Source organism: Saccharibacillus kuerlensis DSM 22868 (assembly GCF_000378145.1).
In the GTDB taxonomy this organism is placed as follows: domain Bacteria; phylum Bacillota; class Bacilli; order Paenibacillales; family Paenibacillaceae; genus Saccharibacillus; species Saccharibacillus kuerlensis.
In genome coordinates this window covers 246,547-267,540 of record NZ_KB899279.1, presented here as the reverse complement: position 1 = coordinate 267,540, position 20,994 = coordinate 246,547, and the positions used below count along the sequence as shown (strand labels likewise).

16 protein-coding genes are annotated in these 20,994 nt (G+C 49.8%); 12 read left to right on the top strand and 4 right to left on the bottom strand.

The window, feature by feature from the left end; genetic code table 11:
• Nucleotides 1-1,083: 1,083 nt before the first annotated feature.
• The 5 genes from F456_RS0105950 to F456_RS21870 all read left to right on the top strand — a co-directional run bounded on the left by F456_RS0105950 (nt 1,084) and on the right by F456_RS21870 (nt 7,514).
• Nucleotides 1,084-2,199, top strand: a complete 1,116-nt coding sequence (locus F456_RS0105950; RefSeq protein WP_018976090.1) for a sugar ABC transporter substrate-binding protein — start codon at nt 1,084-1,086, stop codon at nt 2,197-2,199.
• Between the two features lie 114 nt (nt 2,200-2,313).
• Nucleotides 2,314-3,882, top strand: coding sequence for a sugar ABC transporter ATP-binding protein (locus F456_RS0105945; RefSeq protein ID WP_018976089.1), 1,569 nt, complete (start codon nt 2,314-2,316; stop codon nt 3,880-3,882).
• A gap of 97 nt (nt 3,883-3,979) precedes the next feature.
• Nucleotides 3,980-5,155, top strand: a complete 1,176-nt coding sequence (locus F456_RS0105940) for a sugar ABC transporter permease (protein WP_018976088.1) — start codon at nt 3,980-3,982, stop codon at nt 5,153-5,155.
• A 226-nt stretch (nt 5,156-5,381) separates the two neighbouring features.
• On the top strand, nt 5,382-6,386 hold the full coding sequence (locus tag F456_RS0105935) for a Gfo/Idh/MocA family protein (protein ID WP_018976087.1): 1,005 nt from the start codon (nt 5,382-5,384) through the stop codon (nt 6,384-6,386).
• A 222-nt stretch (nt 6,387-6,608) separates the two neighbouring features.
• Nucleotides 6,609-7,514: a WG repeat-containing protein gene (locus F456_RS21870; RefSeq protein WP_169577830.1), complete on the top strand. Its 906-nt coding sequence runs from the start codon at nt 6,609-6,611 to the stop codon at nt 7,512-7,514.
• A 122-nt stretch (nt 7,515-7,636) separates the two neighbouring features.
• Here F456_RS21870 and F456_RS0105925 read toward each other — a convergent pair whose 3' ends face one another.
• Nucleotides 7,637-8,482 carry a 3'-5' exonuclease gene (locus F456_RS0105925; protein ID WP_018976085.1) on the bottom strand — a complete coding sequence of 282 codons (846 nt, stop codon included), beginning with the start codon at nt 8,480-8,482 and terminating at the stop codon, nt 7,637-7,639.
• 276 nt (nt 8,483-8,758) lie between these two features.
• On the opposite strand from F456_RS0105925, the gene F456_RS0105920 reads away from it, so the two are divergent.
• From F456_RS0105920 to F456_RS0105905, 3 genes are all read left to right on the top strand, one after another.
• On the top strand, nt 8,759-10,831 hold the full coding sequence (locus F456_RS0105920) for a methyl-accepting chemotaxis protein (protein WP_188669554.1): 2,073 nt from the start codon (nt 8,759-8,761) through the stop codon (nt 10,829-10,831).
• Nucleotides 10,832-10,948: 117 nt separating this feature from the next.
• Complete coding sequence (locus tag F456_RS0105915) at nt 10,949-11,371, top strand: hypothetical protein (protein ID WP_018976083.1); 423 nt, start codon at nt 10,949-10,951, stop codon at nt 11,369-11,371.
• A gap of 222 nt (nt 11,372-11,593) precedes the next feature.
• On the top strand, nt 11,594-12,811 hold the full coding sequence (locus F456_RS0105905) for a threonine synthase (RefSeq protein WP_018976081.1): 1,218 nt from the start codon (nt 11,594-11,596) through the stop codon (nt 12,809-12,811).
• A gap of 853 nt (nt 12,812-13,664) precedes the next feature.
• Here the strand turns inward: F456_RS0105905 and F456_RS0105900 are convergent.
• Nucleotides 13,665-14,333: a DUF559 domain-containing protein gene (locus tag F456_RS0105900; RefSeq protein WP_018976080.1), complete on the bottom strand. Its 669-nt coding sequence runs from the start codon at nt 14,331-14,333 to the stop codon at nt 13,665-13,667.
• A 482-nt stretch (nt 14,334-14,815) separates the two neighbouring features.
• On the opposite strand from F456_RS0105900, the gene F456_RS24980 reads away from it, so the two are divergent.
• Both F456_RS24980 and F456_RS21865 read left to right on the top strand, forming a co-directional pair.
• Entirely contained in the window at nt 14,816-14,935 is a 120-nt protein-coding gene (locus tag F456_RS24980) for a TIM-barrel domain-containing protein (RefSeq protein ID WP_157060010.1), read from the top strand.
• 168 nt (nt 14,936-15,103) lie between these two features.
• Entirely contained in the window at nt 15,104-15,460 is a 357-nt protein-coding gene (locus F456_RS21865) for a hypothetical protein (RefSeq protein ID WP_018976078.1), read from the top strand.
• 347 nt (nt 15,461-15,807) lie between these two features.
• Here the strand turns inward: F456_RS21865 and F456_RS0105885 are convergent, their stop codons facing one another.
• Nucleotides 15,808-16,827 carry a 3-oxoacyl-[acyl-carrier-protein] synthase III C-terminal domain-containing protein gene (locus F456_RS0105885; protein ID WP_018976077.1) on the bottom strand — a complete coding sequence of 340 codons (1,020 nt, stop codon included), beginning with the start codon at nt 16,825-16,827 and terminating at the stop codon, nt 15,808-15,810.
• Nucleotides 16,828-17,287: 460 nt separating this feature from the next.
• On the opposite strand from F456_RS0105885, the gene F456_RS0105880 reads away from it, so the two are divergent.
• The gene (locus F456_RS0105880) at nt 17,288-18,262 is read left to right on the top strand and encodes an aldo/keto reductase family protein (RefSeq protein WP_018976076.1); all 975 of its coding nucleotides are present in this window, start codon (nt 17,288-17,290) and stop codon (nt 18,260-18,262) included.
• A 752-nt stretch (nt 18,263-19,014) separates the two neighbouring features.
• Here F456_RS0105880 and F456_RS0105875 read toward each other — a convergent pair.
• Nucleotides 19,015-19,230, bottom strand: coding sequence for a hypothetical protein (locus F456_RS0105875; RefSeq protein WP_157060000.1), 216 nt, complete (start codon nt 19,228-19,230; stop codon nt 19,015-19,017).
• Between the two features lie 402 nt (nt 19,231-19,632).
• On the opposite strand from F456_RS0105875, the gene F456_RS0105865 reads away from it, so the two are divergent.
• Nucleotides 19,633-20,796: a phosphodiester glycosidase family protein gene (locus tag F456_RS0105865; RefSeq protein WP_018976073.1), complete on the top strand. Its 1,164-nt coding sequence runs from the start codon at nt 19,633-19,635 to the stop codon at nt 20,794-20,796.
• The last annotated feature ends 198 nt before the right edge of the window (nt 20,797-20,994 follow it).

Sequence of the window (20,994 nt, the reverse complement as noted above, 5' to 3'; positions counted from 1 at the left end):
GAAGGGGAAGTGCAGGTGGAGAAGAGCAAGTGCAGGTGAAGAAGAGCAAGTGCAGGTGAAGGTGAAGAAGGGCAAACGCAGACGAACAAGAGTAAGTGCAGATAAAAAGGGCAAATACAGGTGAAGACGAAGATGAATAAGAGCAGGTGTGGTGAGGCGAATAAGGGTAAGAATACGGAGGAGTCGAGGAGCCGTTATGGAGATCAGGTAAATCGGTGACCAATCCTTTGACCGGGCTGCATCCTTGCTAGGTGTTGGAGCCGAGTTGGAAGACAGAAGACCAGAAAACTAGAAACCGGAAGAGCAGCAAACCAGAAAACTAGCAAACCGAAAAAATGATTAAGTAATAGAAAAATCAGAAGTTCGAGAGGTAAGATGACGGATACACTGAGGTAGATCATCAAGAAATAAGCGTATGTAGACAGAAATAAGTGCGTATATGCAATTAATTTACTCTTATTTTCATTTTTTATCAGAATAAGTGCGTATGTACAACTAAATCTCCGTTCTATCATCCAAATATTCTGTTTTCCGAAAAATAAGTGTATCCCAGCACTTATTTCGCAAAAAGTCGACCATGGCGGTTATTTAGTTGCATGCTCGCACTTATTTTTCTTACAGGTGCAAAAAACTGGACATTCTCGACATGCCAAGCGTCTTTTGCTAAACATTTCCCGGTATATGTCTCACTCATCGATCGCCTCCCAAGCCCACCTGCTCACCTCACCTGCCAAGCCTACTCACTGATCTCGCCTGCTCACCTCACCTGCCAAGCCTACTCACTGATCCCACCTGCTCATCTTACCCGCTAAGCCTCTCCTCATAAGCCTCTCCCATCAAGCGTTTCCCTTAAGGGAGCGCTTTTTTCGTCTATCTGAGTGCAGCCGTACCTTTGGTTTCCGATCCGACCTGCACAATTTTGTAAACGCTTTCTCTAAAAAGATAAAAAAGTACAGAAGGTAGCAAAAGAGTGCTAATGATAAGCGCTTACATAGAATGAAAGCGGTGCTATATTTAATCTTGTCAGAACGCTTCACTTCATAAAACCAAACCACCAGATAAACCGAAAGGGGTTCGTTCAAATTGAAGAAACAGTTTAAGGGGATTGTACTTCTGATTGCGGTCATGATGTTCTCAATCGTTGCCACTGCATGTGGAAACACCAGCGGAAGCGGCGGAGGAGGCAGTGTCAGCGTCGGAATCGTACTGCCGACGAAGGATGAGCCGAGATGGGTACAGGACGAGCAGCGTTTCAAGGATGCACTCTCGGGCACGAAATACAACACTGAAATCCTGTTCAGCCAGGGATCTTCCGCGAAAGAAAAAGAAAACGTGGAAACACTGCTGAACAAAGGCATCCAAGTACTGATCATCTGCCCACAGGATGGCGACGCAGCAGCGGCTTCAGTCGAAGCGGCGAAAAAAGACGGCGTAACCGTCATCGCTTACGATCGTCTGATCACAAGCACCGACGCAGTTGATTACTATGTAACGTTCGACAGCCTCGCAGTAGGCGCAGCTCAAGGGCAGTACCTGATCGACAACGCGACAGGAAACGGCCAGCCGCTGTACCTGTATGCTGGTGCCGCAACAGACAACAACGCATTCCTGTTCTTCCAAGGCGCATGGGAAGTTCTCCAGCCGAAGATCGCAGACGGCACGTTCAAGATTGCTAACTCCACAGAAGCTGAAAAGCTGAAAGATACGAAAGAACTGTCCCGTGACCAGATGAGCAGCATCATTGGTCAAGTTACAACAAACTGGGATCCGAACGATGCCAAGAACAAGGCTCAGACTCACCTGACGGCTGCAGCTGCCGACGCTAAAGGCGACGTAGCTATTCTCGCTCCGAACGATGGTACAGCACGCAACATCGCTGACGTATTCGCTTCCGACAGTGAAATCACGAACTACGTTATTACAGGTCAGGATGCCGAGCAGGCTTCCATCCAGTATATCCTCGACGGTAAACAGTCCATGACGGTATTCAAAGACGTTCGTACGCTCGTTAAAGACGCAATGGGTATGGCAGTTGAAGTGCTCGACGGAAAAACTCCGGCTACAACAGGCTCTTACAACAATGGCAACGTAGATGTCAAAGCGAAGCAAACCGACGTTATCGTAGTCGACAAAGCCAATGTACAAAAAGAACTGATCGATTCGGAATACTACAAAGCCGAAGAATTCACAGGGCTGTAAACACAGGCCGTAGGTTAACCGTATACCAAACAGCAAACAGCCGGCTGCAAAGCAGGGACGGGGACGCCCCGTTCCTCTTTCGCAGTAAACCGGGCAGTAAGGGGTGCGATAGAAATGGGCGGAAATATGTTAAAAAAAACGGACGGACCGAATACCGGAGGCCCGGACGGCAATATTTTGGAGATGCGTAATATTTCTAAAAGTTTTACTGCCGTCAAAGCACTGCAGGACGTGAATTTCCAGGTTAAAAAAGGCGAAATCCACTTTCTGGTCGGCGAAAACGGCGCAGGCAAATCGACATTAATGAAGGTGCTGAGCGGGGTCTACCCGTACGGCACATATGAGGGCGACATTGTCTACGAAGGCACAGTGCAGCAGTTCGGCAAGATTACTGACAGCGTCAAAACAGGCATTGCGATTATCTATCAGGAGCTGGCTCTGTTCCCTGACTTAAGCGTCTACGAAAATATTTTTGCAGGCAATGAGGTCAAGAAGGGCGGGGTGATCGACTGGAATGAGACGATTATCCAATCGCGAAAAATGCTGCAGATGGTCAAGCTGAACGTCAATCCCGAGACGGTTATCCGCGATCTTGGCGTCGGCAAACAGCAGCTCGTCGAGATTGCCAAGGCACTGAGCAAAGATGTCAAACTGCTGATTCTGGACGAACCGACAGCGGCGCTCAACGAGAACGACAGCGAGAACCTGCTGGAACTGCTGCGCGAGCTGAAAAGCCAAGGCATTACCTGCATCATGATCTCGCACAAGCTGAAGGAAGTCATCGCGATCGCCGACAAGGCAACGGTTATCCGCGACGGGAAGACGATCTGCACGCTGGACGCAGCCAAAGGCGAAATTACCGAAGCGTCGATCATCAAAAACATGGTCGGACGCGACATCGAGGATATCTATCCAAAGCGGTCCGACAAGAAGTTCGGCGATCCTATTCTCGAGGTTAAGAACTGGACCGCTTATGATACGCAGCTTGGACGAAACGTCGTCAAGAACATCGACCTCTATGTGAAAAAGGGCGAAATCGTCGGTATCGCGGGCCTGATGGGCTCGGGCCGTACGGAGTTCGCGCTCAGCATTTTCGGCAATCCAAGAAACTATAAGCTGGACGGCGAGCTGTATGTCGACGGCAAGCGCAGCAAATTTGCTCATACGAGTGACGCGATTAAGGCGGGGATTGCTTACGTAACCGAAGACCGCAAGGGCGATGGACTGTTCCTTCTGCAGGATATCAAAAACAACGTCAGTGCGGCCAACCTCAAGGGCATCTCTCCCGGAGGCATTATCAACGAGAACGAAGAAGTTAAAGTCGCTAATGACTATAAAGGTTCCATGAACATCAAGGCTCCGTCCGTGGAGCAGATCGTCGGCAACCTAAGCGGCGGAAACCAGCAGAAGGTATCGCTCGGAAAGTGGTTGTTCGTCGGACCAAAGCTGCTCATTTTGGACGAACCAACGCGCGGTATCGACGTCGGCGCCAAGTTCGAAATTTATACGATCATGAACAAGCTGATTGCCCAGGGCATGAGTATCATTATGATCTCGTCCGAACTAGGCGAAGTGCTGGGCATGAGCGACCGAATCTATGTCATGGCCGAAGGCCGCATCAAGGGCGAGATTCCGGTTGAAGAAGCCGATCAAGAAAAAATTATGCAGTTTGCTACACAGTAACGCGGCAACTGTATTCAACGAACTTTGCGTTATGCCAAATATATCCCTTAGGGATACGTAAGCATCTACGCATCTAACGCATTAGGAGGGAAAACCCGTGAACTTCTTCCAAGAAGCCAAATCTTTGCTCAAAGTGAATATCCGCGATTACGGCATGTACATCGCTTTGTTCGTCATCATGTTGACCTTCACTATTCTAACGGACGGGCTGTTCATATCATCCCGTAACATCAGCAATCTGCTTGACGCGACCGGCTACATTGCCGTTCTGGCCGTCGGGATGACGCTGGTTATCGTTATTCGGCATATTGACCTTTCGGTCGGTTTTGCCGCCGGCTTTATGGGAGCGATTGCAGCCATTATGCTGACGCAGCTCGGCGTCCCCGTCTATTTCACCATCCCGATCATCCTGATTTTGGGTATCGTCATTGGTATGTTCAACGGCGTGCTGGTCGCTTCGATCGGCATACCGGCATTCGTTTCCTCACTTGCAGCGATGCTGATCTTCCGCGGCGCACTGCTTCAGGTAACGGAAAAAACAGGTACGATCATTGTTAGAGACGATGCGTTCAACGCAATCGGCAACGGCTATCTGCCTTCGCTGGGACAAATCGCGGGGCTGAATGTACTGTCGATCATTCTCGGCGGACTTGTTATTCTGTACTTCGTTTATGCCGAAATCTCGAAACGCCGTCAGAAGATCAAGTATAATTTCGACGTTCCTTCCAACAAGATCTTCGCTGTTAAGCTGGTCTTCGTATCCGCAATTATCGCTTATGTCACTTGGATTCTGGCCGGTTATAACGGATTTTCCTGGACCGTTGTCATCACGCTGCTCGTAGTGGCCATCTATCATTTTATGACGACAAAAACGGTGCTGGGCCGCCATATCTACGCAGTCGGCAGCAACCCGGAAGCCGCACACCTCAGCGGTATTAACGTCAAGAAGATCACGTATATCGTATTCGGCTCGATGGGCATGCTCTCGGCACTGGCCGGTATTCTGTATACAGCGCGTCTGCAGTCGGCAACGACGACAGCCGGTACGCTGTTCGAGCTTGATGCGATTGCGGCCGCTTATGTAGGCGGCGTATCCGCAGCAGGTGGCGTCGGCAAAGTAACCGGCTCCATCATCGGTGCGGTCGTTATGGCTTCCCTGTCGAGCGGTATGAACCTGCTGGGCGTCGGCATCTCGTACCAGTATATGATCCGCGGCGGCGTGCTTGCCGCAGCTGTAATCTTCGACGTCATGACTCGCAGAAAAAGAGGCTAAGTCGTCGATTCCGCTTTTCTCTTAATATGGCTTGAATCCAGTCTTCCGCAGCCGCTTTTGCGCTTCCTCTCTTACCGGAGAGAGAGCCGCAAAAGCGGCTTTTTGGTGGGAGTTCAATCTTGGGGGCCGAACGCTACCTTTTCACAATCCGATCTGGTAAAGTATACAGAGAAAGGCCTTACATAAACCTAAACCGAAAACGGTTTCTATCCAAGGAGGAGAAGGAATGAGCGAAGCAGCAGGCAGCAGTATTAAGTGGGGCATTCTGGGCACAGGCTGGATCGCCGAGCAGTTCGCAGCCGATTTGAAGCATGCATCGAACGGCGAACTGTATGCCATTGGTTCGCGGACGGAGGAGAGTGCACGCAAATTCGCCGATAAATTTGGTGCTCCGAAAGCGCACGGCAGCTATGAAGAACTGGCGAACGATCCGGACGTGGACGCGATTTACGTAGCGACTCCGCATCCTTTTCATAAAGAGAATGTGCTGACTGCCCTGAGTGGCGGCAAAGCGGTGCTGTGCGAGAAGCCGTTCACGGTCAGTGCAGGCGAACTGGAAGAGCTGATTGAAGCAGCACGCGGGAAAGAGCTTTTTCTGATGGAGGCGATGTGGTCGCGTTTCCTGAAGCCGCTTGTGCAGGTCAGAGAATGGCTTGCGGAAGGGAAAATCGGCGAGATCCGAATTGTGAAAGCGGAGTTCGGCTTCGATGCAGGCTGGAATCCGGAAGGACGTCTGCTGAATCCGGAATTGGGCGGAGGCGCACTGCTGGATGCAGGTATTTATCCGGTATCGTTCGCTTCCATGGTGTTCGGGCCGAACCCGGATCAGATCTCGACAACCGCACATATCGGAGAGACCGGAGTAGACGAGCACTTTACGATCATGCTTGATTACGGCAATGGTAAAACCGCTTCGCTGCATGGCGGAATCCGTCTCGATATGCCTAACGATGCTTTTATTCACGGAACGAAAGGTTATATCCATATTCCTCAGTTCTTGTTCGCGAAGGAAGCGACCCTGTATGTTTCCGGCGAGGAAGCGGTCAAGGTCACGGATGATCGCGAAGATCGCGGCATCAAAGGATATGTGTATGAAGCCGAAGAGGTTGGCCGTGCGATGCTGGAAGGCCGCCGCGAGAGCAGCGTCATTTCGCTGGCCGAGTCGATGGGCATCATGAGACTGCTGGACAGCGTGCGCGCACAGTGGGGACTCAAATATCCGTTTGAATAAGCTGAATGTACGAAATGTGAGAAACAGGTAAGCCGACGAACAATTTGGATAAGGAGCCCGGACTTCCTCTATGGACCCCGGGCTTTTTTCCATGACTTTGCAGGAAAATGGAGATTATAGGACGAAACTTCAATATACTGGGTCAGAAAGTTGTTTTTGTAAGTAATGCGGTTCAATAACGTAGATCAGCAGTTCGATATATCTGAAAGCGGGGACATCACGTTGAAAAAATGGACACCAATTCTGCTTGCACTGGCTCTGACATTCTCGGCGGCTCCCGCTGCACCGGCGGCACATGCGGCCGACAGCACGGCAAGCATCGTCAGCGGTACAGCCAAAACACTTAATTACGGGATGGTCGGAAGCTTGAGCGAAGGATTGGCTTCGTTCTGGAATGAAAGCAGCGGCTTGTACGGATACACCGATACTAATGGCAAAGCGGTTATCAAAGCGCAGTATCAAGAAGTTAAGCCGTTCAGTGAAGGATTGGCTGCGGTTCGTAAAGGCAAGCTGTGGGGATTCGTCGACAAGAAAGGCAAAGTCGTGATCAAGCCGCAGTATGAACGGATCGTCGAAGGCTTCAATGGAGGACTGGCTGCGGTAAAGAAAACCGGCGGAAAATGGATATATATCGACAAGACCGGCAGGGTGAAGATCACCGCGGCATACGATGAAGTCCACGATTTCAAAGACGGTATGGCCATTGTGTGGAAAAGAAAAGGCTCGGCTTTTTTGGGCGGATTTATCGATAAGTCGGGCAAAGAAGTCATTAAGCCCCAGTATGCGATGCTGAGTATTTTTAGCGAAGGACTGGCAGCCGTCAAAGTCGGCGGCAGCGCAAACGACCGCAGCGGAAAATGGGGATATATCGGGGTAACCGGCAAAATGGTGATTCCGGCCCAGTATACAAATGAGAACGCGGAAGTTGGCTCGTTCAAGGAAGGGGTCGCTTTCGTACAGCGGCCGGATTACGGCAAGCTGCTGATCGACCGTTTTGGCAAAGTGGTCGTCGATCTGAAAACGAACAATATTGCTGTCAGCGAGTTCGAAAATGGAGCAGCCGTTGTCAACGCACCGATCGGATCGGGTCAATATTACTTCATGAAGAATCCGATTGCGAAAAAATAGCGGGAGCCAATATCGATCGCCACCCTCTCTGTCATTCAATAATTGGATATAGCAAAAGAACCGCCTAACGGATCATAATCCGTCTAGGCGGTTCTTTCGGTTGTGCCACAATCGACTGTGCTTCAATCTGCCGGATTCGCTTCTGCAATGGGCTGCTGTTCTTCGCCTGCAGCTTCCAGTGAGCTGTCCGAACTGCCTTCTTCCGTTCGAGCCGGCATCGGGAATTCCGGCAGCGCATCGAAGTAAGCGCGAAGCTCGGCTTCCTTGCGCGAGTCGTCGAACGGGATTTTGCCGTTCAAGTAATGCTCTACAGCCAGCTCCCATGTCGGAACAATCCGTCTGGAGGCAAGCGACTTTGCCGCCGAGCGAACAATCCGACGTTCTTTCGAGTTCGAGAACGTATCCTTGTACTCTTTGGCGAGCGTTAAATCGAGCTTGTCATAGACGGCACGGAAAATATCCGCGGTCATTTTGGCATCGTCCAACGCGCGGTGCGCCGCGCCTTTCGCTTCAATCTCCAGCAGGTCGAGCGCGCCTTCGACACTGACATCGTTTTTGAGCCCCTGTGTAAGCAGGAAGCCTTTGAGCAGATCGAGTGAAGGCGTCTGGGTCCAGTATGTTTCTTCCAGTTTGTGCATGCGCACATCCTGCACGATTCGCTTAATGTCTTCACCGCCCCAGACGACGAATGTAACCGGACCTGGCTTGGCATCAAGCCAGCTGCGGAAATCGCCAATCACTTTCGGGAAACGTGGGGCCGTATCGATCGACTCCTGCGGGATGCCCGTTTTTTTCTTGATGAACGAATTCAGCTTGGCAAAATAAACGGGCTTAATAAATGCCGAGAACGTATCGGTGTCGCGCAGAGATTCGTCCAGCCGAACCGCTCCGATCTCGATGACTTCCATCGGGTGCGGGCTGGCGAACTTGCGGCCGTTAAACTCAATATCTAGAACAATGTAATTCAAAGGGTCTGCCTCCATGCCGTATAAGAAATAAATAAAATCTATCTATTGTATTCAGTGTATCAAAAAAATGTCCTAAATGGGCAAAGCGATTATCGATAGGGTAAAAATCTACGTTTTATAAAACACTTTTAGAAGAAAAGAAGGGCATCGAAACCGAGTTAAGAAGCACTTAACGAAAAAACCAATAAAAAGTAATTCTTTTGAAACGTTTAACCGATAAAGGGCTTATAGGCACCGGGAGTGGGCCTCATTTGAGAAAGGGGAACTAAATTACTTATGAAAAAACAAACAAAAAAGGTCCGTGGGAGTGGATCGAGAGGTATGTCGCTGAAATTCAAGCTTCCTCTAACAATAAGTCTGCTGATCGTCATTGTACTGGCAGCGTCTAGTGCATTCACGTATATGTTCGGAGCGGATCTGCTCACACGTAAAGGCAAAGATGAGATAAACGCCAACGCAGATCGAATTGGAGAGAGCCTGTCAGCTATAGTTACTCTGGAAGGCCAAATCGCACATGCCTTGTCTGTTACGCCGATGCTGCGCGATCTGCTGATCTTAAGAGAAGCAGAAACACTGCCAGAAGATGCATTTTTCTCTGAGCAAAATGAAGCGTTAGGCAGAGTTAACACTTTTTTAGAAGATGCGCTTGCGGGAACACCCGGGATTGAAATGATGATGGTAGCGGACAGCGAGGGGACGATCGTGGCCAGTAGTAATCCCGCTGCACTTCAGACCAGCCGTTCGGATCGAGAGTATTTTCAGACTGTTATGAAGACCGGCGCTCCTGTCGTAAGTGACTCCATGCGTTCCAAAACGAGCGGTAAGCTGGTCGTTGTATTCGCTCAACCGATTAAGGGAAGCGATGGCAGCATGCTTGGCGTTTCGATTAATACGATCACGACTGACTTTTTTGTTCATAACCTGGAGGGTATCGAGATTAATAAAGAAGGCGTGATCATGGTCACGAGCCGCGGAGGCACTGTTATTTATGATTCGAGCAACCCTGAAGCAGTCGGAGAACCTTACACTTCGGGAGGAGAAATTTTCCAGAACCTGCTGGCGGCGAATCCGGAAGGGTCGATTATCAAACAAGGTTTGGATGAAGGTGATTCGTATCTGCGTATTTCCAAAATTCCTGTTGCAGATTGGATTATAGTTGTCCATGATTCCTACAGCGATATTAAGAAACCGTTAGAGGAACTGCTAAAAAACATGCTGATCTCTTTAGGTGTTGCCATTCTGCTGGCGGTGCTGGTGGGAATCTTGATCTCACGCAGCATCACAGGTCCAATCGCGAGTTTGAACGCATTATTTAAGAAGCTTGCAGCAGGGGATCTGACCGTACAGGCAGAGGGCAAGTACAAGAGCGAATTCGCCGATTTGGCGGACAGCTTTAATATGATGGCTGACAGCAACAAGACACTGATCGGTCAAATGAACCATTCGATCGAAGTATTGAATACGAATACGAAGGATCTGGAAGAGACTTCGAAAAATACGGCTCGTTCGATCGGCGAAACGTCGGTAACGACGACAGAAATCGCCAAAGCGATGGAATTGCAATCGCATGATACGGAACGGATTGTCGGACGTTTCTACGGTATCGGTGACCGCATCGAGTCGCTCGGCCGCAAAACGGATTCGATTCAGAGCGGTGCGGATTCGATCGGACGCGTCTTCGAGAGCAGCAGTGAAGTCGTCAACACGCTGATTGATATTAACAGCAAGAACGAACTGGAAATCCAAAATATCTCGGCGACAACAAAAATGCTGGCAGAAAGCTCGCAGCGGATCGGCCAGATTACGGATGCTATCAACCAAATCTCTACGCAGACGAACCTGTTGGCACTGAACGCTTCGATCGAAGCGGCAAGAGCGGGCGAGCACGGACGCGGATTCGCGGTAGTGGCGGATGAGATTCGCAAGCTGGCTCAGCAGTCGGCGGATCAAGCTAACGAGATTGGCGGCATTATTCGTCAAACGCTGGAGCAGGTGAACAAGAGCAATGAGAGCGTAGGAGCGATTCGTCAAATCTCCTCAACACAGAATGAATATGTTGATCGTACACGGGAGTCTTTCGAAGAAATTCTGAACAGCGTCACAGCGATCACAAGTCAGATCCGCGATATGTCATCGGAATTCAAGGCGATGGAGCGGGATAAAGACGAAGTGCTTGAAGCTTCACAGAGTTTGTCGGCTTCCGGCGAAGAAGTATCTGCTTCGATAGAGGAAGTTACGGCGACTGCGCAGGAGCAGTCATCCATGGTCAACCATCTGGCCGAGATGGTACAGAGTATCGACCGTCTTACGCAGCAGCTTGGCGAAACGGCTGCAAAGTTTAAGATTTAAGATTCAAAACTCAAGAATCAAAATTCAAGAATTAGGATTTAAGACTTGCTGTAAAACACCGCCCTCCAAACTTCACACCCTGCGAAGCATGAGGGCGCGCAAGGAGGAATCTCGATCATGCCCATTATGCCGATCAACAACACAGGGAACATCCCGCGCATCATACCGGTTCAGCCGGTGTCTCGGCCGCAGACAGCCGGATTTCGATCCAAACTTCCGGGTACAGATCTGACGGAGATGAAGGTGAAACGCCGCCAAGTGACGCCGGGACGCCGAATCACGGTTCGAGAAGAAGGCTGGATTCGGGAATACGGCGTTCTGCCGGACGGTACCCGTATTCTGATTTCCGAGCAGCCGGAGCGCAGTACGAGTGTCCTCCCTCTGCCGCGAGAAAAGGAAAGGGTCATTGCTGACATACCGGAAACGAAGCTCTCTATGCATGTCATGCACGATCCGGAACGGAGCATGGAAGCCAGCGCCTGGAAGTTAAAGTCGCTGCTGAAAGATCAGCGGCGCTCTCCTGAAATGGGCGAAACGTAAAGGTGAATGTAAAAGGTAAACAGTAAATAGTAAATGTGAAAGCTCCGTATCTCTTTCGAGAGAAGCGGAGCTTTTTGCATGTTCCGGCAGTTACAAGCCCGATTCCGGAAATTGAAGATCAATGAGTTTCCTGATAAAATAACTATGAATAAAAAAATCGTACGGATACCGCTGCAAATAATCGGATGTCTGGAACGCACGAGAATGGAAGGATGAACTTTTATGACGTACAGCTACCTCTCGCATCTGCATTGTCCAAAATGTCATACCAAATACGACGCTTCCCAGATTCAGCAGCTGTGTGTCTGCGGCTCTCCACTGCTCGTCGACTATGATCTGGAACGTCTCGCTCAAGAAGTGAAGCGCGAAGATGTCGCTGCAAGACGTCCCGACCTGTGGCGGTATCACGAGCTGCTGCCCGTACAGAGCGAAGCCAATGTCGTATCGCTCGGCGAAGGCATGACTCCGTTGATTCCTGTTCCTACCTTGGGAGCGGATATGGGAATTGAGAACTTGTATATGAAGGATGAAGGCATTATTCCGACCGGATCATTCAAGGCACGGGGTGCCGCAGTCGGCGTTTCGCGTGCCAAAGAGCTCGGCGTAGAAGAGTTTGCCATGCCGACCAACGGGAATGCCGGAGCGGCTTGGGCACTGTATGCCGCCCGTGCGGGTATCCGTTCGACTATCGTGATGCCGGTGGACGCGCCGAAGATTACGCGCAACGAATGCGCGGTGTCCGGTGCCAATCTGGTGCTGGTCGATGGACTGATCAGCGATGCAGGTAAGATTGTCGCCCGTGCCGTACAAGAATTCGGGTTGTTCGATGGTTCCACACTTAAGGAGCCGTACCGGATCGAAGGCAAAAAGACAATGGGAATCGAGATTGCTGAGCAGTTCGGCTGGGATGTGCCCGACGTCATTCTGTATCCGACCGGCGGCGGTGTAGGACTGATCGGCATTCACAAGGCGCTGAAGGAACTTCAGACGATCGGCTGGATTCCGGCGGATTGCAAACTTCCTCGTTTGGTCGCCGTGCAGTCCGAAGGCTGTGCCCCAATCGTCAAAGCTTGGGAAGAAAAGAGGAAAGACTCGGAATTCTTCGAGAATTCCGAGACGATTGCGTTCGGCATCAACGTGCCGAAAGCGCTGGGAGACTTCCTCGTGCTCGAAGCGCTGTACGAGACGGAAGGCTGCGCCATCGCGATCAGCGACGAAGAGCTGCTGCGCGAGCAGGCCACAACTGCACGTCTTGAAGGCGCGTTCGTCTGCCCGGAAGGAGCGGCCGTATTTGCTGCCGCACGTACACTGCGGGCTTCCGGTTGGATCGCGGAAGGCGAGCGTGTCGTCGTATTGAATACCGGTGCCGGCATCAAGTATCCGGATACCGTATCGGCCGAAGTGCCGGTGCTTCAGCCGGAGGACAGCTTGACTCGGTAAGGTGTTTCAGCCGGAGAAGAGCTTGATTCGGTAGGTGTCTTGGCCGGAGAAGAGCTTGATTGGGCCAGATGTTTCGGCTGGATAACAGCTTAATTCGGTAAGTATTTCGGAGGAAGCTGGGTTAAGATTCAATGTGGTGAAACATCGCGGCGAATCGACTCTATAGCAAAACGGACAGTCTTCGGACTGTCCGTTTTTGCGTTTTTTGATGAGCAGTGGCTCTGTAAGGCAAAGTTGAAAGGTAAGGCTGAAAGGTGAGGCTGAAAGGTGAGGCTGAAAGGTAAGGCTGAAAGGTGAGGCTGCAGTGTTCGCTGACTGTTTCAAGAGCATCTGTTTATCACTCAGTCTGCGAACCGCTCTGATCTGAAATTCATTCAGTCGGATTTTTCGATATTGCTTTTTGGTTCGCGATGTACTCTTTGGGTCTACTTTTTAGGTTCATTCTTTAAATTCACCTTCTAGATTTACGCTCTCAATGAGAATAAGTGCACAGATACAATTAATTTTGATAAATAAGTCGTTTTGATAAAAATAAGTGCGTAGGTACAACTAATTGCTTTGTTTCACGGTGATTCTGCGCTTTTCCTGCGAAATAGTTGTATGAGCACACTTATTTTTGGTTTTGGCCGGTTTATTTCTTAAATAGTTGTATGTACGCACTTATTTTGGGGAATGATATTCCTTTAGCTTAAAAAGTTTCTTTAGACCGCGTCCATTACGGTCGTTGTTCCTGATCCTACAATTTTCAAAACGAGGGATTCGGATAATTTCGTAAAGTAACGTGCCCAACCGTGCTTAACCATGCTCAACCGTGCTTAGCATGCTCGAACGTGCTTAACGTATTCATCCGTGCTCAAATGTAACCGAGTGCCGCGTCCCTGAGTAAGTAACGCACGACTCTCTTATTCTGAACGCCAGCTTCGCTGCTCAGGATTCGGCGTTCGCACAGTGAGTCCAGAAGTTCGGCTGCCGTCCGGTAATTGATCCCCAAGTGTTTGCGTACGTCGATCGGACGGATTGGCCGCCCCAAGGTACAAGCTAGACGGATAATTTCGCGATCGGCAGCGGAAGAAGGGCGATCTGTCTCATTCTGACTTGCATACCGGCCTAATACCATCCGCAGCAGCGTCATGCAGAGTTCCGGCCGTTGGGAAACATCGTCGTAAGCGAACGAGATTACCTGGAAGCCCATAGCGGTCAGAAACGTCTCTCGGTTCAACTCACGGCAAAATTTTCGGCGGTCCATGTCCTGCACATGGGGACCAAAACCTTTAATCTCGATGATCAGTTTGACGTATGAGGTAATCCAGGCGAAATCGCAAAAGTAAGTTAATCCCCGCCAGTCTGTTACCTCGTATTCGGGATGCAGTCCGTCAAAATTTTGACGCAGCGGCCACCAGACGTTTCGACAAAAAAGCTGCTCCGCTTCTCGGTGTCCACGCTGTAGGCGGTCGCGTCGTTCACCTGCACGCGCCTTAAGATGATTGCCGAGAAAGAGCTGATGTGCATGTTCAAAATCCATGTTTTTTCCTCCTTAATATGCATTTTCACACATGCTTGTTTCCCTTTTTCCTCTTTGAACTGTCTTTAAATTCGCTCAATTCGTTGTTGATCAGTCTTCAATTAGTCTTTAATTCATACTCTTTTCGCACCAGTCTCCTTTTCACATTCGTCTCTCTCGCTTAGCTTTTTTGCTTTGCCATTGCGCTTTCGCTCCTGTTCTTTTAATCCTTCTTAAAAAAAGTTGAGCATTTACGGCATAAAAAAACGTCCCGACTCGATTCCCCTACAAAAGGGAAAGAGTGAGACGTTCTTCGTCACCGTTCAATTATGTGAATGTACGGATCCGGCAGACAGATGCGGATCGTTTGACTTGATCTTATTGTAACTTGATCTTATTGTAAAATGAAATTTTTGAACATACCAGGCTTTTGGAGGAAAAACGTATACACATGATTGGGCGAATATAAAAGGAACGAGCGATCGAAAGAACAGAATTTGCTGATGCAGGCCGCGCATGAAAAAGGAACTCCGCCGATGCGGCCGCTGTTCTACGATTTTCCGGCAGATGAAGAGGCATGGAACGTGGACAATCAATTTCTGTTCCCGAACAGTAAACAGTAGCGACCGCTCAAAAGGGTTCGCACATAAGCGAGTGTTCCGCGGGATATGTAATTTTCATTTTTAATAGAAGAAAGGGACTCTGGTGTTCGTAAATTCCTGCTGGTATACTGGATAAGGATGGAAAGCCTCAAGGCTGATTCCCAATCGAGTGAACCGAGGAGAGAAATCATGACAGAGAAATTCAATGTCGAAGTGGACAAGACCAAAAAGCTGTTTATCGCAACCGTCGGCGGCTTCTTTCAGATGAGTGATGCGGAAGGATTTGCCTTCCAATTCATGCAAGCAGGCAGCCAGATTCAGTCGAGCGAGTATACGCTTGTCGTCAACGCCCATGAGCTCGCTACCGTGAAGCAGGATCTGCTGGATCTGCTGGAGCAGGCGTTCAAAATGTACATGACACTCGGATTCAAAAAGATCTACATGGTCGAATCGAAATCCGCCATTACGAGTCTGCAAATTCGCAAAATCGCCGAGAAGACAAATTTCTCCGGCATACTTGTGAAGAGCATGGATGAAGTAAAGTAAAATAGAGCAACCAGAATAAACTAAAGTAAAGCAGTGTAAACCAGAGTGAATAGATTAGGCCCTAAAGCCGAAATCAAAAAAGCTGTTCCGGACGCCGAGGGCGTTATTCGGAACAGCTTTTTTGTGCCGTTGATACTGTGCACAACAGCAGGCTGAGCAGCGGAGAGTGAGAATTGTGAAAGATGAGCCCAGACCAAACCAGACCAGATCAAACCAGACCAGATCAAACCAGACCAGGGAAGGTTCGCATGATCAAACTTGCCCTATGTGACCAGGCGAATCACACATGATCAACCGGACGTATGCGATCAAGTGAATCACACCTCATCAAGCCGGTTCGTGCTCGATCAGAATCGGTATAGGCAGGCGCCCATCACATAGCCTAGTCCTACCGAGCAGATTACAAGCTTGTCGCCCGGCTTGATGCGTCCGTCCTGCATCGCTTCGTTCAGAGCGAAGATCGGACCGGTTACGCCGGTATAACCGTATTTGTCGCCGACGTAGATTTGTTTGCCAGGATCGACGCCGAGCAGATTCAATGTTTTCAAGTTCTCGGCAAGCGAGAGCTGGGAGAAAATAAAGTGATCCACATCGCCTGGCGCCAGTCCATGCTTGGCCAGCAGGCCGGTGATAAGCCCCTGCCACTTGGCGGAGAAGAAGCTGACGTCCACTTCTTTATGGTAGACTCTTTTTTCCGCTTCCGGGATTGAGGCATCAAGCATACGCGAATGGCCGACATTCGGATACATTGCCGTATCCGTAATAATTGATTCCGTATAGAAGTCGGCATCGACAAAGCCCGTTTGCTCCGCGTCCGCTTCGCCCAATTCGAGAATAAGCGCGCCTCCGCCGTCCGCAAATGCGGAAAACATAATCGGTTCCTTATCGCTCGCCGCTTTGCTGACAGAAACGCCGCCGGCAATCAGCGCATATTTGATTCCTTTGGCTTTCATCATGATGGAGGCCTGATCGAGTGCAGAGATCGCCCCAATGCAATTGGCGTTCATGTCGTAGACAAGATGCGCGTTCGGTGTTCGAAGTCGTTCGTGCAGCAGTACGGCATTCGTTGGATAAGTATACTCGGGGGTATCGGAGATAAACATGATCATTTCGATATCTGAAGGCTGCAGTCCCGAACGTTCAATGGCCTGCTCGGCCGCAAATTGGGCCATCGTCAAGGAGTTTTCGTCGGGATTGTTGCGGCTAAGATAGCGGGTTTCTTTGCCCAAGTGCTCCAGAAGACGGGTGATATCGTTGTTGTCGCGCGTCATGAAGTAGTCGATAAAGTAAGAGTTGTCGAATCGTTCCTGAGGATGATACATACCGGTACTTCGAATCGTGACGGAAAGTTGAGGCGTTTGCAGCATCGTCTTATCTTCTCCCTTTATAGATCTGTCTGAACGCTGCACAAGAAGCAGGCCCAGCACTTTATTATCGGTTGCCAAAAGCAAGAAATGAAGAAAAGCCCTATATATAGCTGCGAATTTATAGGATTCGTCATTAAGCAGATGAGAGAGCGATTGCGAATATTGGTTTAAGCAGCTGCTTATCCAGTTTTAAGCGGCTGTGACTGTTATTCTAAGCAGCGCTTGTCTATTTTTTAACGGCTGCAACCGTTATTTAAGCGGTTGCAAATTTTCGTTTAAATCGTTAATATTTAATCGAATGATTAATGAATAAAGAAATGTGAAGAGAGAGATATGAACAGAGAAATATGAAAAACACGAAGAGAAAATTCGAGTATTACTTAAGGTCTGTGCGGCGGATGGGCTGCACGCCGCCGCGGACCTCAATCGAACATTTCGCTAATCCAAGGAGGAAAGATTGATGAAATATCGGAATTTGGGCCGTACCGGCCTTAAAGTGAGCGAGATTGGACTAGGCAGCTGGCTGACTTACGGCACGGCTGCTGAACAGAAAGCGGCGGATGAATGTATCGAAGCTGCTTTCGAGAACGGCATCAATTTCTTTGATACGGCCAATGCGTACAATCGCGGCGAAGGCGAGAAAGCGATGGGCGCCGCGCTGAGCAAATATGAGCGCTCCAGCTATGTGCTGAGCACCAAGGTCTTCTTCCCAATGGGTGAAGGTCCCAACGATTACGGCTTGTCGCGCAAGCATATTATGGAGCAGTGCGAAGCCAGTCTGAAGCGGCTGGGCACCGACTACATCGATGTGTACTTCTGCCATCGTTACGACAGCAGCACGCCGGTTGAAGAAACGCTGCGCGCGCTTGACGACTTGACGGCGCAGGGCAAAATTCTGTATGCCGGCGTCAGTGAATGGAGCGCCGCGCAGATCACGGATGCGGTGCAGATTGCCGATCGCCGGAACCTGCGTCCGCTGGCTTCGAACCAGCCGATCTACAACCTGTTCGAGCGCTATATCGAAGAGGAAGTGCTGCAGGCGTCGGAGAAAGGCGGACTGGGACAAGTCGTCTTCTCGCCGCTTGCGCAGGGCATCTTGACCGGCAAATACAAGCCGGGCCAGAAGCCTGCTGAAGGTACGCGCGGCGCCGATAATTCCGTCAACCAGGTCATCAACAGCTACATGCGCGATGACGTACTGACCGTTACACAGGAATTGAACGGTCTTGCCGACAGCCTGGGATTGAAGCTGTCCCAACTGTCTTTGGCCTGGGTGCTGCGCCAAAAGGGAGTCAGCTCTGCCATTATCGGAGCCAGCCGCCCGCAGCAGGTGAGTGAAAACGCCGCAGCGTCCGGCATTGAGCTAAGCGAAGAGACACTGACAGAGATCGAACGGATCATGGAGCCGGTCAAGGACTTTGCTCCGGCGCGCTGAGCAGCAGGGAAGCTGATCGCCGATTCGTCTTCAACCACAAACTTGGCATAACAAAAAAACCGGCTTCAGATTATTCTGGAGCTGGTTTTTTCGTGCTTTGCCATGCGCTTTCTAATCTGTCACATTAGTCTGAACAAAAAAATCGCACAGATACGTGTAATTGGGCAGCTGCATCACCATTTTGACCAAATAAGTGCGTGGATACACTTATTTAAGCGATATGTCACCATTTCAGCCGAATAAGTGTGTAGATACACTTATTTCCTGATTATTTCGGCATTTTTAACGTTTGGTAGTAAATTAATTGTATCTGAGCACTTATTTTGTCTGTGGAGAGCTAATGGCCTAAAATAAGTGTACTCCTGCACTTATTTTGTTTCTCACAAATTTAGTTTAGCTCGGCAATCCGATATTACGCTATGGAATCCAGCATTTTGCTCGCATTTCGGTATCGCACTCGGCAATTCAACATTTTACTCGCATTCCGGCATTCGACTCTGCAACTCAGCAGTTCCACTCGGCATTTCAATATCACACTCGGTAATCCAGCATTCCACTCCGCATTCCGCACTCTACTCTGCCTGAACGAAAAACCCGGCCGCAGAATCAATATGCAGCCGGGTTTCTCGCGCTTTTTTACTCCACCCACAGCGACACAAAAATAAATACCAGATAAGACGCGCTGACTACGGTCGCCGTACCGAGCGGAATCGCCCACAGCAGATGGGTGCGCAGCGGCTTCAGCGTTTCGATCAGACGGCGCCCCGGCGGCTGCGTTCCAGCATCCGAGACACTTTTTCCGCGTCGGCTTCCTGCATTTCGATCCAGAGCTGCTCATATTCCGCCTGAATGGTTTCGAATTCCGGACTGTCCTTCAACAAGTTCCTTCGGTTGCGCCGGTTCATCAAGCCGAATCGATTTCCTAAGCCCGCTCCGTCTTCCAGGCTCGCTCCATTCATTCTACTCACACTAATCTCCTCCTCAATCGAAAAATTCCAAATAAAGGTTCTTTATATTCATTAACCCATCGTCGTCTGTAAAAGTTACGCCTAAGATTGTTTCTTTTTCGCATTACTTTTCACATTACATCTTGCCTTACATTCCGTACTACCTTTCACATTGTATTTGGCATTACTTTTCGCAGCACTTTTCACAGTATGAATCACAGGATTTCTTCCCATGTTTTCTGCCAATGCTTCCACAGTCTTTTCCACAACCTTTTTCGCAATATCTCTCTTCATATCTCCGCAACATTTAAATAGGGTTTTTTCGTAAAAGCTTCATTCTGGGCTGCGGGAAACAGATATAGATAAAGAAAGCAAAATCAGGATCTTCCAAGCGGGAGAATGACATAAAAGGGGATATTCATAGTGGGAAAAGGACTGAAAATGCTGCTGGCGGTGGCGCTGGCGGCAGGCACAATGATGATCGGAACGGTACCGGGAACTGCAGGAACGGCCGCCGCAGCGGCTTCGCCTAAAACATTTGGATATTCGGACCCTGCAGCGGGGCGGACGTACGTGCCGATCCGTGCGCTGGGCAAACTTTCGGGAGCTCAAGTGAACTGGACGGCATCAGGCAAGATCGATATTGTGAAAAACAAGAAGAAGATTACGTTATACAGCGGCAAAAAGAAGGCATCCGTCAACGGCCAACCGGTTAAAGTTGACGCGGCACCGTTCAACGAACGTGGAGTTACCTATGTTCCACTCGGCCTGCTCGCCACACATTTGGGGCTGGGGCTGAAGTGGGAAAATTCCATTTCTTCGATGCGTATTACAAGTGGCGAGAAAAAAATGGATCTGCCGATTATCAAACGAGGATCGCTAACGAACAAGCCGGTGCGCTACCGTCAGAAGGTGTTCTACATCGGAAATTCTGCGTTCCGCGCCAACGTCGTCACCGTGCAGCTGATGCACCCGCGGGTATCGCTGGACGCTGCTTTTGCCAATCATAAGGTAGGCGCTGTGCAGCATCTGAACAAAATAGCGGTACAAAACGGCGCTTATGCGGCGATCAACGGCACCTATTTCAATGCTTATACCAAAGACGCGTACAAAGCGCCATACGGCTATCTGGTCAGCAAAGGAGACGTGAAGTTTGTTAATGGCGGTACGAATCTGACCGTTTTTGCTTATGATACTAATCAGATTACGCGGCTGATTCCGGGTCTTGGCTTCGGGGCGGCGTACGATGCGGGTCTTGTAGAAGGAGGCCTGCAGGCGGGACCGATTCTGCTCAAAGACGGCAGGGTCGCGCTCAATCCCAAGGCCGAAGGTTTCCGGGACCCCAAGATTCTGAAAGGCGGCGCTACGCGCAGTGCGATCGGCATTACCCGCAATCATGAGCTGATCCTCCTGACGGTCAACGGACCTACGATCTCGCAGCTGACGCAGATCATGAAGAAGGTTGGTGCCTATCAAGCGATGAATCTGGACGGCGGAGCTTCAACCGGACTGTATGTGAACGGCAAATATGTGACAAAACCGGGCCGCCAGGTCAGCAATGCACTGTTGGTGAAGGTGAAAAAGTAAAAAATAGGAATACGAAAAACGCCTTTCGGCCTGCAGCCGAAGGCGTTTTTTTGGCATATCCTGATCTCTTATCCTTTATCAGGTGTGTGAGCTGCCGCTGCTGGTCAAAAGGCTCCCATTTAAGCGAAACGAAAACTGCAGTAATCCGATAGTCGTAGAACTGTAGGCTAATATTAGTAGGTATTTATGCCGATAAAC

Bases quoted from the DNA above. Each gene is read 5' to 3' on its own strand.
- F456_RS21865 (WP_018976078.1), top strand. From the start codon at position 15,104: ATGACAGAGAAATTCAATGTCGAAGTGGACAAGACCAAAAAGCTGTTT.
- F456_RS0105905 (WP_018976081.1), top strand. From the start codon at position 11,594: ATGACGTACAGCTACCTCTCGCATCTGCATTGTCCAAAATGTCATACC.
- F456_RS0105920 (WP_188669554.1), top strand. From the start codon at position 8,759: ATGAAAAAACAAACAAAAAAGGTCCGTGGGAGTGGATCGAGAGGTATG.
- F456_RS0105880 (WP_018976076.1), top strand. From the start codon at position 17,288: ATGAAATATCGGAATTTGGGCCGTACCGGCCTTAAAGTGAGCGAGATT.
- F456_RS0105945 (WP_018976089.1), top strand. From the start codon at position 2,314: ATGGGCGGAAATATGTTAAAAAAAACGGACGGACCGAATACCGGAGGC.
- F456_RS0105900 (WP_018976080.1), bottom strand. From the start codon at position 14,333: ATGGATTTTGAACATGCACATCAGCTCTTTCTCGGCAATCATCTTAAG.
- F456_RS0105915 (WP_018976083.1), top strand. From the start codon at position 10,949: ATGCCCATTATGCCGATCAACAACACAGGGAACATCCCGCGCATCATA.
- F456_RS0105885 (WP_018976077.1), bottom strand. From the start codon at position 16,827: ATGCTGCAAACGCCTCAACTTTCCGTCACGATTCGAAGTACCGGTATG.
- F456_RS0105935 (WP_018976087.1), top strand. From the start codon at position 5,382: ATGAGCGAAGCAGCAGGCAGCAGTATTAAGTGGGGCATTCTGGGCACA.
- F456_RS24980 (WP_157060010.1), top strand. From the start codon at position 14,816: ATGCAGGCCGCGCATGAAAAAGGAACTCCGCCGATGCGGCCGCTGTTC.